Annotated in this window: 14 protein-coding genes; 1 reads left to right on the top strand and 13 read right to left on the bottom strand. The window is 38.7% G+C overall.

What is annotated here, in order from left to right; all coding sequences use genetic code 11:
* Position 1: 1 nt before the first annotated feature.
* From GNP35_RS10370 to GNP35_RS10400, 7 genes are read right to left on the bottom strand one after another with little or no spacing between them, the layout of a single operon-like run.
* Positions 2 to 1,252 carry a tetratricopeptide repeat protein gene (locus tag GNP35_RS10370; protein WP_155696013.1) on the bottom strand — a complete coding sequence of 417 codons (1,251 nt, stop codon included), beginning with the start codon at positions 1,250 to 1,252 and terminating at the stop codon, positions 2 to 4.
* Positions 1,249 to 2,172, bottom strand: coding sequence for an ExeA family protein (locus tag GNP35_RS10375; RefSeq protein ID WP_155696014.1), 924 nt, complete (start codon positions 2,170 to 2,172; stop codon positions 1,249 to 1,251). The genes GNP35_RS10370 and GNP35_RS10375 overlap by 4 nt, the downstream gene beginning before the upstream one ends.
* A 2-nt stretch (positions 2,173 to 2,174) precedes the next feature.
* Complete coding sequence (gene mshL / locus GNP35_RS10380) at positions 2,175 to 3,854, bottom strand: pilus (MSHA type) biogenesis protein MshL (RefSeq protein ID WP_230961363.1); 1,680 nt, start codon at positions 3,852 to 3,854, stop codon at positions 2,175 to 2,177.
* A gap of 1 nt (position 3,855) precedes the next feature.
* Positions 3,856 to 4,188 carry a hypothetical protein gene (locus GNP35_RS10385; RefSeq protein ID WP_155696016.1) on the bottom strand — a complete coding sequence of 111 codons (333 nt, stop codon included), beginning with the start codon at positions 4,186 to 4,188 and terminating at the stop codon, positions 3,856 to 3,858.
* Positions 4,172 to 4,828, bottom strand: a complete 657-nt coding sequence (gene gspM / locus GNP35_RS10390; protein ID WP_155696017.1) for a type II secretion system protein GspM — start codon at positions 4,826 to 4,828, stop codon at positions 4,172 to 4,174. The genes GNP35_RS10385 and gspM overlap by 17 nt, the downstream gene beginning before the upstream one ends.
* A gap of 42 nt (positions 4,829 to 4,870) precedes the next feature.
* A complete protein-coding gene (locus GNP35_RS16315) occupies positions 4,871 to 5,434 on the bottom strand; it encodes a PilN domain-containing protein (protein ID WP_155696018.1) in 564 nt (187 codons plus the stop codon).
* A complete protein-coding gene (locus GNP35_RS10400) occupies positions 5,424 to 6,386 on the bottom strand; it encodes a hypothetical protein (protein ID WP_155696019.1) in 963 nt (320 codons plus the stop codon). The genes GNP35_RS16315 and GNP35_RS10400 overlap by 11 nt, the downstream gene beginning before the upstream one ends.
* A 75-nt stretch (positions 6,387 to 6,461) precedes the next feature.
* On the opposite strand from GNP35_RS10400, the gene GNP35_RS10405 reads away from it, so the two are divergent.
* The gene (locus GNP35_RS10405; RefSeq protein WP_155696020.1) at positions 6,462 to 7,463 is read left to right on the top strand and encodes a 1-aminocyclopropane-1-carboxylate deaminase/D-cysteine desulfhydrase; all 1,002 of its coding nucleotides are present in this window, start codon (positions 6,462 to 6,464) and stop codon (positions 7,461 to 7,463) included.
* Here the strand turns inward: GNP35_RS10405 and GNP35_RS16070 are convergent.
* From GNP35_RS16070 to xdp1, 6 genes are all read right to left on the bottom strand, one after another.
* A complete protein-coding gene (locus GNP35_RS16070) occupies positions 7,384 to 7,632 on the bottom strand; it encodes an EAL domain-containing protein (protein WP_155696021.1) in 249 nt (82 codons plus the stop codon). The two genes, GNP35_RS10405 and GNP35_RS16070, sit on opposite strands and share 80 nt — an antisense overlap.
* Before the next feature lie 41 nt (positions 7,633 to 7,673).
* Positions 7,674 to 9,221, bottom strand: a complete 1,548-nt coding sequence (locus GNP35_RS16075) for a diguanylate cyclase domain-containing protein (protein ID WP_196492485.1) — start codon at positions 9,219 to 9,221, stop codon at positions 7,674 to 7,676.
* A gap of 329 nt (positions 9,222 to 9,550) precedes the next feature.
* Positions 9,551 to 10,201 (bottom strand): single-stranded DNA-binding protein, encoded by a 651-nt coding sequence (gene ssb, locus GNP35_RS10420; RefSeq protein ID WP_155696023.1) that lies wholly within the window; start codon positions 10,199 to 10,201, stop codon positions 9,551 to 9,553.
* A 17-nt stretch (positions 10,202 to 10,218) separates the two neighbouring features.
* Positions 10,219 to 11,586 (bottom strand): MFS transporter, encoded by a 1,368-nt coding sequence (locus GNP35_RS10425; protein WP_155696024.1) that lies wholly within the window; start codon positions 11,584 to 11,586, stop codon positions 10,219 to 10,221.
* 118 nt (positions 11,587 to 11,704) lie between these two features.
* The gene (gene prsT / locus GNP35_RS10430) at positions 11,705 to 14,497 is read right to left on the bottom strand and encodes an XrtA/PEP-CTERM system TPR-repeat protein PrsT (protein WP_155696025.1); all 2,793 of its coding nucleotides are present in this window, start codon (positions 14,495 to 14,497) and stop codon (positions 11,705 to 11,707) included.
* Between the two features lie 96 nt (positions 14,498 to 14,593).
* Positions 14,594 to 15,460, bottom strand: a complete 867-nt coding sequence (gene xdp1 / locus GNP35_RS10435) for an exosortase-dependent surface protein XDP1 (protein ID WP_155696026.1) — start codon at positions 15,458 to 15,460, stop codon at positions 14,594 to 14,596.
* Between the last annotated feature and the right edge of the window lie 252 nt (positions 15,461 to 15,712).

Raw genomic sequence — 15,712 nt, forward strand, 5'->3', positions numbered from 1 at the left:
ATTACCCTTGTAAAACGTCTATTCTTTGTTGGGAAAATGTTATTGATTGAGCCGATACACCGCCAACATCTAATACTTTTTTATAACTCTGCACTGCTTGTTGTTTTTTTGCTTGGCTGTCTTGAGCAATAGCAAGGCCTAACCACCAATTTCCAATAAATGGTTCCAATCGAGTTAGCTGTAAATATGCAGCTTCCGCTTTGAAATAGTACTTAAGCTCTCGAGCTAAATTGCCTTTTAATGTATAAAATTCTTTGCTGGCACTCTCTAAGTTCACATCAAGGTAAGAAAAGGCTCCCGCTGGATTGTTGTCTTTAAAGAAGATTTTTGCTGCCGTGACTCGCCACTCTTCTATTAACGGGTATCGCTGCAAACCATCGTTAATAATGGCGACCGCTTTATTACCTTCACCGCGACCATACCATGCGGCCGCTAAAAGATTGCGAGCTTCAACATTACTGTCAGATATCGCTAAAATTCGTGTTAATTGCTCAATAGCTTCCGTTACATAACCGCGGTCATAAGACGTTTTTGCTTTGGCTAATAGTTTCTCAACGCGTTGCTCTGGTGTTAGCTCAGAAGACGTTTTTTGAATTACGAAGGTAGCCTCTGGAGCCTTAACCGTCTCAGCTTTAACAGCTGGTTTACGAGCGACTTCAGGTTGGCGGTCTGTTTCAGGTTGGTTAGCCAATTTAGACTGGTTAGTTATTTCAGACTGGCGGGTTAATTTAGCCTGAGCGTCGACTTTAGGCAGAGCATCAAGTTCAGCCGCTGGCTCTTCTGCAGATAACTGCTTTGTTGGAGATAGCTCTGCCGTAGACTGTTGTGCTGGAGACTGCTCTACTGGAGAAGATTCAGCTGAAAGTGGTGAATCTAACAACGGAGGTTCAGGCTCTAACTCTTCTGTAAATGCAGGATCGGGAGTTGTTAAACCTACAACCTTAGATTCTTCAGTTGGTTCTACGCTTGTTTTCTGGCTCAATAATTCTGTTTCAGGAGGCTCTACTTGGTCGATAACGGCAACGCCATCAATGTATTTCTCTACCGGTGCTACGTTACTGGTACCATCTACCATTTTCCAACTAATTATCGCTAGTAAACATACAATAATGACCAACAACGAGATAAGTGCTTTATTTAAAGGATTTGACGATGCTTGAGAAGTGGTTGCTCTTGGCACAGCGCTGTCCTGCAGGCTTGAAGAGTCCTGACGGTTGTCTAAATCTTTTAGCATTTTATTGATAACGCTCACTGTATCCACTCCTTTACTGTGGACATGTCCACTACTACTAAGGTTAACGCGATTGTTAAAGCCATTAACAACAACGCGGCCACAATAGCTTTAATATTAATACCAACGGCTTCTATTGAGTCAGTATCATTGGCCGCTAACGCGATGTGCTTTTTATGTATGGCCGTTTGACCTTCCCCATAAACAAGCATTAATGCTTTATGACACATTACATTCACTAACCTTGGAATGCCCTTGCTGTACTTATGCAGCGCGGATAAGGACGCGTTATCAAATAAACCAGGATCGTTATAACCTGCTACTGACATCCTATGCAAAACATACTCTTTTAACTCTTCTTTTGACAACCCTCTAAGCTGGTAAGAAAAGGTAATTCGTTGTCTGAGCTGCCTTAAACGATGTGAGCTCAACATTTTGTCGAGTTCAGGTTGCCCAAACAGTACTACTTGAATCAGTTTACGTGACTCAGTTTCTAAATTTGTGAATAACCGCAATGCTTCAAAGGTTTCCCAAGGTATAGTCTGAGCTTCATCTATTATGAGCACAACGCCCTTACCTTGTTGATTAAACTCGAGCAGCTTTAACTGGATTTTTTGACTCAGTTGTTGCTGGTTTATTCGAGTTAACCCCTTAATACCCAGTTCACTGGCCAGTGCGTATCTCATTTCTTCTGGACTTAGTGCTGGGTTTGGGATGTACGCAACTTCAAAAGCATCAGGTATTTCATTAAGTAACTTTCGGCAAAGCAAGGTTTTTCCTGTCCCTACTTCGCCTGTTACCTTTATAAAACCTTCACCCGTTTTTAACGCTGTTAACAGAACCTGCATCGCTTCCGAATGACTCTGCAACGGCAAGTAAAAACTGGTGTTTGGAGTTAAAGAAAATGGAAGTTCTCTAAGCCCAAAGTGGTACAAGTACATACTTACTCATCACCATACCAGCGTTTTAAAATATCGGCGCTGCGTTTCATTTGCTCTTGCCAAGTACCTGTTCCTACTACTGTCGGCTTGATTAAAATAACAAGTTCTTTTTTCTTTTCAGTATCTTGCTTAGACTTAAATAAATTACCTAGAATTGGAATGCTACCTAAAAACGGAACCTTAGACTCACCATTAGATGTCATTGTTTGCATTAAGCCACCAATAACCACAATCTCACCGCTTTTCGCACGAATAACCGTATCCGACTCACGAATATTGCTTTGCGCTAATGGCAGTACATATTGCTCTTCGTTTAACGTAACTACTTTTTGTTGCTCATCAATTTCGGTAACCGACGGATGAACATGCAAAATGACTTCACCTTGCTCACTAATTTGTGGAGTAACATCTAATGCAATACCAGAGAAAAACGGCTCTAGGTTAATTTCAGGCGTGCTTGACGTTGCTGTGCCAGTTACGGTTGTATTTGAAACATCAGTAACAAAGTACTCATCAGTACCCGCTTTTAGAACCGCCTTTTGATTGTTAGTCGCAGTAACACGTGGTGACGACAGAACCTGAACATTACCCTGAGTTTTTAGTAAGTTAACAACACCAGAAAAATCAGTATTATTGAAGCTTAAGCTAGTTAATCCGCCTAATGCTGCACTTAATTCATTACCAAAACTTCCAGCCGTTGAGTTAAAGGTAAAGTTAGTTCCACCATTGTTGGCCATTACATTTTGCCAATTAATGCCTTGCTGATAATCGTCATCTAGCGCAACTTCAACAATCTTTGCTTCTAAAATTACTTGGCGAGTTAAGCTTTGCTCTGAACGCTTAACAAAGTCTTTTACCGCTTGAATATCTGACGTTAAGCCTCGCACAGTAATTAGTCCAGACTGCGGGCTAACCACTACATTGGCAATAGATTCATCCGTAGAACGCATGATCATTTTTAACGTATCTTCTAACTCGCTCCAAAAATCACTTTCAGAACTGGTTTGAATATTAGAACCGTTACCTTGACCCATACTTGATGAGTTACCAAAGCCATTTTGGCCATTCTGTTGGTTTCCGAAACTGCCTTGTTGATTGCCAAAGCTATTACTATTGTTACTACTGTTACTATTTCCGTTTTGCCCGTTTTGTTGAACGATGCCACCGGAGTTGATGTTAGTTGATGTCATACCAAAACGTTTAAGCATCAAATAATTAAGCGCTATTGTTTCCGTTTTAATAGTGGCTGGGTAAACCTGAATTACCTTACCTCTAAATTGAATATCTAACGGATAAAGGCTAGAAAGAACCTCAACAACCTCATGAATAGTAACGTCTTTTAAGTCTAGACTAATACTGCCCTGTGCATTTGGATGAAACGCGACGCTATATGGTGAGTCAGCCACTAACCCCTGTAAAAAAGGTTTTACTGGCACGCCATTCGCTGCAACGTTAAATCGGTCTTCAATCGCTCCAACATCAATTGGCGCTGACGTTGGCATCATTAAATCAGCACTTACCGAGTCAGGAATAGCAAGACTTGCTTGTTCATTAACTGTGTCTGGCTTTTCATTAAAAACTTGATGTACTTCATCTGATTTTTGCGGATTGCCCGTTAAGCTACAACCAGCAAGTACTGCCGTCGCTAAACAAGAGGCTAACAAAGGTTTAATTTGATTCATTTTACTTTTCATATACATATAGTCTTTTTTGAGAGCCTGACTTCAGCAGAACAATATTATTATTATTTATTTGGCTAATTTTAAATCCGTTTACAACATCACCTAATTGGTGAAGCTGACCGGACATAATCGCCATTTTGGTGCCTTTTTTGTTTACTATTCCCTGCAACGAAAGGTTTTCGTTTGAAGTGGCTGGCATAGCACCGTTGTCTGGTAGGTTTAAATTGATCTTTGGTAACGTTGGATCATGAATTTTATCGGCCAATATTGGCATTGAAGCGAGAATAAAACACAGTCCAACAATTAGAGATGATGGCTTAAAGTCTAATAACATTTTTGCTGTCTCCTATTGTCACTAACGTTAATGTTAATTGAGCTTTAGGATGCTCGCTCACTTCATATTTTAAATCTTCAACTGAAAACTGTTTGTTTCTAGCCACAATCGTTTTTACAAAATTCATCAATGGGAAGTACTCACCATCAACAATCAATTCAAACTCATGACTGTATAACTCTGGCAACTCCACTTCTTCACCTTCAGGAGTCTCTCCCTCAATGAGTTCAGGTGGTTGAGCTGAAAGTCCCGTTACTCGTATTTGGCGTTCAGTTTCTAGTAATCGTGTTAACTCTCTAACCATTTGCTCTGGCGCGACATATTCTGCCATTACACTGGTAAGTTTAGATTCAACTTCCTTTAACTGAGACTTAACTTGATTAATTTCTTGTTTGAGCAATTCATTAGGGTCTTTGCGCAAAGCAACTTGTATATCGCTGATTTGGTCACGCACCATGCTAACTTGCTTTTCAATTTTTGCTTGAGACTTAGTCAACTTAGATTGTTCTAATAACGCTGGTTTAATTGCTAAGAAAAAGAAACCATAAGTTACTAAGAAAACTATCGCTGCCGCGACAATAACTTTTTCTCGCTGCGTTAATGCAATGAACTTCTCATTCCATGTGCTCCATTGACTCATAACCCAACCTCCTGAGTTACTACATTCGACGTAGTAGCCGCTCTAAACTCCAGAAACCTCGGCATTTATCGCAGAGATATTTAATAAACTAAACTCCCTGCCGGTAAAGCTCTTTGTAGCTTGTAAATAAGACATCCATTGAGTTACCGATCTAGACTCCAATGAGTACCCATGAAACTCAACATTATTTTTATTAAAGCGGAAGTCTGTTAACCAAATATTATGATCATGGTGCTCTGTCAGTTCTTGCATAACCACAGAGTAGTCGATGGACTCTTTTGCGGTATGAGCAGTAACAAGTGAAAGCAGCGCACTTTTTGCAACAACTTCACGCTCTAGCTGGCTCTTCACTTCCATAAACTTGTCGTTATTATTATGCTTAACGAGCGCCTGCTGGTAATTTTGCAACTCTTCATTGGCTGATGCTAATTCAGTTTGATTACGCTTTTTGTTTTCACTGATATGGTTAATTTTATAACTTACTTGAGCAAACCATAACAACATTAATAAAAGCAGGACTCCGGCTACGATGGCAGCATTGGTAAGAGTTAGATAATAAACCTTTGGCTTTAAATCATCGGTATAAAAATTAATATTAGTTTTCACTAACTGGCTCCTTTTTTATACTCACTGGCTGCAAATATAACGCAGCGCCTACCGCTGAAATAAAACTAGAGTCTAGCCCATTTGGCGAATCAAGATTATCTAACGGAATTACCTTAGTTTTTACTGGCAAGACCTGATTTAATGCATCTATAAGCAACTCGGAGTTGTTGCCTTCCATTGCCAAGTAGGCATTTTTTATCGGTGGTTGTTTTAACTGGCTTTCAAAATAATCGATAGAGCGTTGTATCTCTATTGCAACTTGATCACTGCCCCCCATTTGCAATTGCTCTGAGGTCATGTCGATAATCGCAGCTGTATTTCGGATTTTCCTAGCAAAAGCAATTTGTTGATTTTTAACGATAAGTAAAATGGCATCCGATTTTTTATGTTGAATAAAAATTAACTGCGCGGCATCTTCAGAAGTTTGCAATTTTGCAATGGCAAATTGTTCAGTGGTTAACGCTGAAATTTTAGCTTTTGCGTCATGAAAAGGTTGGATAACTTTTTCTATATAGGATCTGGTGACGGCAATAATCTGCGTTTTAGCTTGCTGGCCGGTAGGCTGCAAAGGCATATCAATATAGTCACAAATCATATCTTGCGGCGGAATATTGATTAAGTCTTTAACTTTCCAGGGCAAGGTTGCAGTCACTTCTCTATCTGGCACTTCAGAAGTATCTAACTGTGTGCTTTCAACTTTATTAGCCGGTAAAACAATAGTTGTGCTTGCGCTAGTTAAGTTATGTTTAATTATCATAGCTTCTAAAGCCGCAACCACTTGCTCATCGTTTGCAGTGGTGATTACATCAAAACCAGTGCAGATCACTTGGTTTTGTTTTTCTTGAAGTTTTACAAGCTGGACTTTATCGGGAAGAATAGAAATCCCCGCACTAAAGTGCTCTTTATTCTTTTTGAATGTATCTAAAATCGAAGTCAGCAAAGTTGAACTCATTATTATTTTTTTAATACTTCTTTATGATCGACTAATGTATCCTGATACCCATAGACAATTCAACTGCAAAACCTTATGAATGTTGCTTTTTTTAACAATTACACACGCTCACAAATAGATCTGATTGAATATCAGGTTAAACATGGACCAAAAGTTAGATTAATGGTTAAACGGGACGATCTAATCGATCCTCTCATATCAGGCAATAAATGGCGTAAGTTAAAGTTTAATATTGAATTTGCACTTCGCAACAAAAAAGAAGGTATTGCAACATTTGGCGGCGCTTATTCAAATCATATTGCCGCTACAGCAAGCGCAGGTAAAAGGGCTGGATTAAAAACGATTGGATTTATTCGCACACACAAAATTGATTCCATGAACCCGACACTGGCAAAAGCTAAAGACAACGGTATGAAATTAGTTCCGTTAAGCAGATTAGAGTACAAAGATCGACAAAACCCTGAATTTATAAACCAATTGCAGCAACAATACCCAAACTACTTTTTTGTACCTGAGGGCGGCTCTAACGATTTAAGTGAGCCTGGTATAAAAGAATTGGCAAACGAATGTTTACTGCAAGAAGGTTATCGCTATATCGCCACTCCCATTGGATCTGGCGGAACGATAAATGGCTTAATGTCTGCTATGCCCAACATACCTCTGATTGGAGTTGCTGCGGTAAACGACACGCCCATACTTGATAGCATATCGAGTCGAATCAATAAAAGGTCGATAATACATACAGGTTCATTATTTGGTGGTTATGCAAAATTTAATGATGACCTAATCGATTTTTGTTTAGATTTTTTCAAGCAAACAGGTATACCCATCGAACCCATATATTCTGGAAAAATGTTTTACGCACTTTGTAATCAAAGACACTTACTAGGCTTGGCAGATGACGACGTTGTTTTAGCTATCCACACTGGTGGCTTACAAGGACTTGAGGGCTTCATACAACGCAAATTATTAGATAACAAACAGTGGGAAACCGCTATTAGTTTCTTTGGTAAGCATCAACGCCTAACTTTCTTAGTCGTTCTATTTGCATTTCAGAGTCAAGGCCTGTCGCAATAACTTGCTGCTTTTGGGCATTGGCAACACCTACAAGGCTTCTTACAAATAGTTGATTATCTGAGTTATTTAGAACTAAGCCCGTGATACTGTGATGGAGCTTTAAACTATCAACGTCTATATAATTTAGGTATCCAAGGTCTACAACATACAAACCTACTTGACTTACCATTACATTTCCTTTGTAACGTTTAACTATTTTTAATAGCTGTCTTACTTTTTAACGTTATGTGTTAAATCGAATTCGGAGACTTCTATAATAATCCGGGGCATGTTTTTAACATGCTTTTTTAAAAACTTTACTAACCAAAGGTCAAAGTCGCGATCTAATAAACTGTCTATGTGAATTTTTACTGAAATTTTTGACGTGTCTTGATGTTTTAGTTCCTCTGTAACAAGGTTTAGTGCAGCTTTATCTATTTCTTTTATGACTCCAGACTTTCTCGCCATAGGCATAAATATATTAGCGCTTATCAGTTTCTCTTCTTCATCTATCATCTTAACATTGGCTTCATACTGAATTACGTTGCCGTAAAAGTCTAATACTGGCCTTAAGTCCAATAAAAAATTATTTTGTTCTAACGCTTTATTTAACGCTATTCGCCAGCGGACAGATCCCTTAACCTCAGATATTGGCAAGTTATTTGATTCATACATAAACCAACTTGATGGACCCAATAATTGGGCTGCACGCAATGCCAGATCAGCTTCAGCCAAAATATGAAACGGTGTTTCCGTTTGGTTAAACATCTTAACCCCAATGTAACAAACTCGTCCTTGGTCAAGATTATTAGGTAAAACAAATCGTTCACTTTTGTCTACCAATTCTGATGCTATCTTCTCGACAAGAGTTTGGTCTATATAAGGTATTAAAATAGCAAATTCGCTATAGCTGAGCCTAGCTACAATTGACTGCTGGATATCATCCAAATAAGGCGTTAATAAGCTTGCGTAATTTTTTACATAATGACTAGTTGCTCTTTTGCCCTGCAGTGTTCTCAGTTTATCTAAAGGAGCAAAGTGAATAAAAAAGACCGCACCGTTTACATCGCCCTCTTCTTGTAACAGAGCTTCTAATCTATTATCAAAATATCGCCTATTACCCAGACCGGTCAATTTATCTAAAAACGTTTGACTTCGAATCATATGGTCAATTTCCTGACCGCCTTTTTTGGCTTGAATACGCTGTTGATTAAGCCTTCTAACTGTATTTACTAAGTGGAAATCCTCTGTAGTAATAAAGAACTTAAAATTATCATCTTTCGCTTGGCGACTTGCCCATGTTTCTAACTGAATAAGTACACGCCAATACTTGAATAGGCGTCGTTGAGTTAATGTAATACTCAACAAACAAGTTACTGCAAATAAAAAGTTGAATATTATTAATGGTTTTAGGTTCATTTCTAATAGAGAAGCAAAGCTTACTAAAAGGTACTGCTGCTCTGACTCAAAGAGGTTTACAGTTGAAGACTTGGCAAGAAAAATCGCTTCTTCTGCTCCCATTTTGTTGGACTTATCGATTATATTCCAATTTTTTACGAGGCGAGTGTTTGTAGAAAGCTTACTTACATAAGCTCTGACCTGACTTTCATCAGCGTACGCAGTAATGACGCTGAATGCTTTGTTGTGGGCTTTAGTTGCCGACTGGTAATCACTCTCAAGAAATTTGTAAAACGTTATATTTACTATTACAAGTAGAGCTAAAATGATGTAACCAGCAGAGCTTAACAAACCGTGATAGAGCACTTTGGTTAGTTGCATTTCCATATACTTATTATTTTTCAATTAAGTCAATGTACTGCGAGATGTAACTGTGATCAACCCTAGTTCCCATTAAAGTGGACAGACCACATTGACTCGTATATTCCAAGTTAATTGAAGTTATCGTTAACCCATTGTCTGAATTAAATAATTATCGGAACACATGGCAGTCAGGCTACATTTATTAATAATGTTACCGTTTTATTAAGTTCCCCTTATGGGAAATCAGAGCCGTGTATATAAGACCTAAAAACCAGCTTTTACGCTGGTTTTTAGAATATATATTAGTTAAAAGTGTTTTATATTTACACTTTTAAGACATGCAGAAGTTAAAACGGGATGTCGTCATCAAAGTCCATGCTTGGAGCAGGCGCTTGACTAGGTGCTGCAGGCGCTTGGCGCTGTTGCATACCTTGGTTCGACTGTTGGCCTTGTTGACCGCCGTAATTACCTTGCGGTTGCTGAGCTTGATAAGGTTGGTTAGCTGGTGCAGACGACTGTGGCGCTTGTTGCTGACCCATACCTTGATTCATGCCTTGGTTCATACCTTGATTAGGCTGTGCAAATCCACCAGGAGCTGCGGCTGGCTTCTGATAGCCACCAGCACTTGGTGCTGAGCCGGCATTGTCACTACGACCACCAAGCATTTGCATTTGACCGCCAAAGTCTACAACAACTTCTGTTGTATATTTGTCTTGGCCACTTGCTTGATCTTGCCACTTACGTGTTTGCAATTTGCCTTCAAAATAAACTTGAGAGCCTTTACGTAAATACTCACCCGCCACTTCTGCAAGTTTTCCAAATACCACAACTCTGTGCCATTCAGTCTTCTCTTGCATTTGACCTGTGTTTTTGTCTTTCCAAGATTCATTAGTTGCTAGGCTAATATTGGCAACTGCATTGCCATTTGGCATATATCTGACTTCTGGATCTGAACCTAGTGTTCCTATCAAAATAACTTTATTGACCCCACGAGCCATAATAATTCTCCTGCAAACTAATTAAAATTGGTAACCAGCTGATCAACACTTACTTGGTCGTAAGATTGTTTATCAACTTTCAAATAAATTCTATTTTCATCTTCTACTAGCGTCGCTTCAATAACACCAGCACATTGGCAAATTTGTTCTATAAGTCGCTCTGCGTTGGCGGTATCACTAAACTCAAAAGGAATAGAAACACGCTTGGAGCTAATTGGTAAAACCATACCTGATGCAAAAACAAACCATAGTAACGCAAGGGCTGCGTTACTCGCAAACAAATAACTAAAGCCGAAGGTTTCTGCAACATAACCACCTGTTATGCCACCAAAAAAAGCACCTAAAAATTGACTGCTTGAATACACACCCATAGCCGTGCCTTTTTGTCCGGCCGGCGATATACGAGAAACGTGAGCTGGTAGGCTTGCTTCTAAAAAGTTAAAGCCTATAAAGAACACGAATAACATTGCGATTATAGTGGTAAAATCAGTTTGAATTGCCAAACCAATAGACGCCATAATTAGCATGACAATTGCAACGAGAAAGAACTGTTTCTCTTGACCTTTTTTGGCCGCAATAATGAGCATTGGAACCATAAATACAAAGGAAAGTAGCAAAATAGGTAGATAAGCTACCCAATGATCAGAAACCAAAAATCCACTGTTAGAAAATAACACTGGTATAGCGATAAACATAGACGTCATCATTAAATGAAGTACTAATACGCCAAAATCCAACCTCAGCAATTGTCGATTACACATCATTGTAAATAATTGTGATGATGAGGCGGTAATCTCACCTGACTTTGCTTTTGTCACAGAGTTCGGCACTAACGTAAGCACAACAACAATGCCTACAATGGCTAAAACAGCCGTGAGATAAAACACTCCAGATAATCCAAATGTCTCTGCAACCATTGGACCTAAAACTAAAGCAACGGAAAAACTCAAGCCGATACACATACCAATAACGGCCATCACTTTTGGACGCTGCTCTTCTCTCGTTACATCTGCAGCTAATGCTAATACCGCACTGGCAATTGCGCCCATGCCTTGAATGGCACGACCAATAGTGACCGTCACAATATCTTCTGCAAGACCCGCTATAACACTACCAATGGCAAATATTACTAAGCCTAAAACAATGATTCGTCGACGACCGTATTTGTCTGACAACCATCCCATTGGGATTTGGAAAGCCGCTTGCGTTAATCCGTAAGCACCTATTGCTAAGCCAATCCATAAAGGGGAAACACCTTCTAAGGATTGTCCATAAATTGCCATAATAGGCATAAGCATAAAGAGCCCAAGCATACGGATAGCAAAGACGGATGCTAACGATACTGCGGTTCTTTTTTCTAATGTATTTAGTTTATCTGAATGCATAGTAAGATGAATAAATTACAATTTAAGCCAATAGATTAAATGAACCGCGTAGTATACTAACAAACGGGCATTTAAATAAGCCTACATTGCATTTAGTTTCGACTTTATAATACGTCTTTTACTCTAACGCAGCTAAGAGCTTTTTTGCCTCAGTTTGCCAGCGTTCATTTTCCGCATTATCTATAGCAAAACGTAACTCTCGCTTCGCTTCATTTTTTCTATTTAACTTAAATAACGTATTTGCTAAATGATAACGAATCGTAGGGTTCGATGAATCCATTGCATAAGCATTTCGCAACGTTTGTAATGACTCATCATATCGACCTAGTTGAAAATAAACCCATCCCATAGTGTCAATAATAGCTGGATTTTCACTGTTAATTGCCATCGACTGTTTTGAAAACTCTAACGCTTTAGTTGCGTCAGTTCCAACATAAATATTGGCGAGGTTATTTATCAAATTCGCGTCTTTAGCAAAACCTGGGTTTTGCAATAATTGTTGATAGATAGGCAAAGCCATGTCGTACTGATACTGATTCATGTAATGATCTGCTAACAACCTTTGACGCCACACATCATTTTCAAATTCATTAGCCAGTGACTCTAACTTGCTTGTTACTTTTTCAACGTTCACACCTTGGTTTGCAAGTTGATATAAATTCATCAACGCAATATTAAATTGAGGATCAATTTCTAAAGCCTGCCAATAAGAATTAAAAGCATCGGTAAATCTGTCTCTAGACATATGAACATCGCCCATCAATAGCAAAACGTTAGCTTCTTTTGGAAGTTGCACCAACAATGAAGTCGCTATTTTTTCACCTTTGCTCAGTTGCCCTTGGGCCATCAATAAACGTGCATCTTCGATTTTAACTCGCAAATTACTCGGTATGATTTTCTTTAGCTTCGCCAAGGTTTTGCTTGCTGCATCATAATCTTTGATGCCACGTTGAAGCCTTGCTATTTGAAATAACATTGGCGCATTGTTTTCTGCTAAGCCAAACAATATTCCTAGCTGATATTTTGCCTCAGACACTCTATCCAATTTTGTTAATATATTTACATATTTAAATAGGTAACCTGCGTTATACAAGTCCATTTCTGTTAGGTGTTTTATAATACGTAGTGCTTCTTGGTAATCGTTTTGCGCAATGAATATATCGAGTAATAACTCCTTACTCTTCGCCCCTGACGCTTGCATCGATATAGTTTCTAGGATGGGAATAGCCAACTCATAATTACCCTGCAGATAATAAGTTTGAGCAAGCATTAGCTTTACGTCTTCATTAAGAGGTTGCTGTTCGTTTAGCTCTCGAAGCAAAGAAAGTGCAAGCTCTAGCTTATTTTGCATTTTTAGTGCCGTTGCTAGGTTAAATTTAGCTTCAAAAAAGTTAGGGTTTGATTCGAGAATACGCTCCGCTAGCGACTGCGCAGCTACCGCTTCTTTCTTTTTAATTAATACGGCCACTTTAAAATTTAAAAGATTTTTGTTTTCCGGTGCTTCAGCCAATAACTCTGTAATTATTTGCTCGGCTCTAGCAATATCACCGCTTTGTAAATCCATCAGCCCTTTAGATAACAACAACTTGGTTTTATTGCCCGCCCCTGTCGGATTCATTTTTTGCAAGAGCTTATTAGCTTCAGAAACTCGACCTGCCTTTCTCAAAATATTAACGAGTTTTAAGGTAACATCTACATTGTCTGGGTACTCATCTTGCATTTTATAAAGCAATCGCTCAGCATCAAAACGCTTACCGTTAATGCCATATAAATCCACTAACTTTAAAGCTAGGCTCTCATCTTTGAGCACATTACTCTCGTAACGTGAAAGCAAAATTTCCGCGTCTTGACTGTTGCCGTCTCTTATATAAATGTCTGAAAGCATGGACAATGCTTTTGTATCATTTGGCACTACTGCTAAATAACGAGTTAAATCTTTAGAGGCTTGCTCCATATTACCTAGCAAATAAGAAGAAATAGCAGTAACGAATATCAGCGAAGGATCATTTGCATATTGCTCTTCTTCGAGTAATGACGTGGTGTTTGATAACGCTTCCAGCATTTGTTCAGACTGCTTGTCTTGCTTATCAATAGAAAGCAACCAACTAGACATTAGCATGATATGGGGATCGTTCGGGGTCTCTGTTAATATTTCATCTACTAAACTTTTAGCCTTGTCGATTTGGCCGGTTTGGATGTAAGCCTGAACCAAAGAACGCTTTACAACAGGGTCGGTTGATAACTGCTCAAGCGCAGTTTGATAATACTCAATTGCTTTAGGCCAATTGTTTTTAAACCCTTCTATCTGACCAAGTAAATGTAGGGTTCTGTGATCTTGAGAAGCCTTACCCAATGCCTCTAATGCTAATCTTTCTGCTTCATCTAGATTGCCTTGCCCAAGTTCAAAAGAAGCGTAACTATTTAACGCCCTTAAGTTATTTTTAGATAACGTTAATGCTTCTGCATAAGCGTTTCTTGCAAGCTCAGTAAGGTTTAGATTTTGATAGGCGACCGCTTTAGCTAACAAATAGTCATACTTGCCTGTTTTAGATAAACGGTGACCGTTGGCAATATTTAATACATCTTTGTAACGTTTAGAGAAATTCAATGCTGACGCATAGTCAGCAATAATAAGGTTGATATCTGCATTATAAAGTAACGCCTCTTCAAACTCTTTTATTGCTTGTGGAAACAACGCTTTATGTAAAAGAATTTTACCCATTAATATTTTTGATGGAAGGTTTCTTGGTTGCTGCTCTAGTGCATTCTTCAAATAAATATAACTAGCTTCATAATTACCATCATTAAATGCTTGTACAGCTTGTTCATAAAAGCTAGTGGCTGATAGTGCCTTTGGAGCAAAGCTTAATGAAGTAGCGGTGATTATGATTAATAGAAATCTACAAAACATGAGAAGACCTGTAACAAGAGAGATAATAAGGAATTAAAAACAAAAAAGATGGCAAAGGCCACCTTTTTTAAGGAATAAATTTTAAAGAAATTGGTGTTAAACGTTTAGTTTAAACTGGCCTTGTTTCTTTCTGTTTCTATACATTAAACCTAAACCTACCGCAAACAAAGCGATAGACGTTGGCTCTGGTACGTCTACTACAGCGTTAGAACCAGAGGCTAATTTAGCTGTAACACCTAACAGTTTGAAAGAATCATAGTCGCAGTTTGCCATTTCATTATATAGGCCAACTAACCAATGTTGGGATTCACCTGTAACACCGTTTAATGCGTAATACTGGTCAACACCATTATTACTGTTTGCTTGAGGTGTAGTATTTTTATACATGTCAGCCAACGAGTAAATATCACTCCAAGCCGCGCCACTACCCATCGCATTTCTTTGCGTATTGCTAATTGCTACTACACCAAAGTCTAATGTGTCATTACCATTACCGTGAGTGTTCTGCCAACCAATGTTGATTTGCTCTAATGTAACGTTTTGGCTGAAAGACAATAAAACCATGTCTTGATCAGACCATTGTGCACCTGCAGCACTGTAGTTATCAATTGCATGCTCTGGGCTATTGCTTGAGCTTTCATCGTTGTTTACTACACCAAATCCGCTGTTTCCACCCCAATAGTAAAGCTCAGCCGATACAACATTGCCATCATATCTATCTGTATCTGTACTGTTCGTGTCTACAGGCGCCGAGTCAGACCAGGCTGTCATTGTCATTTCAATGCCATTGTTGGTCATTGCAATGGACTCATAGTCACGAGTTGAGTTTGAATTTGAACCCGCAACAAATACGTCTGTAGATTCAAAATCTGAATTATTAAATGTCCAAGTTGTACTTGTAGGGCTTGCGCTTGCCGAAGCAACAAAAGCCAATGCCGTAATGGCAGTAATTATTTTCAACATAACTTCTTCCGTTAAAGCCCGATAGTATCGAGCTAATAAAAAATACTTTTCCTAATAACCTTGATGTAGCAATCATCAGACCAGTTTGTAACCCCTTGTTTTTAAAGCGATTACAAGCACAACTTATAAAAAGTGTAAAATAACGTGACAGCTACGGGTTGCATTTTAACCGGATGGAGCATTTTTGACCAGATTTAATTTAAACTATTATTGATCGTGTTGTTCATTTTATTCATACAGTGTTTTATTTAC

Origin of the sequence: Psychrosphaera haliotis (assembly GCF_009728465.1) — a bacterium.
Classification (GTDB): Bacteria; Pseudomonadota; Gammaproteobacteria; order Enterobacterales; family Alteromonadaceae; genus Psychrosphaera; species Psychrosphaera haliotis.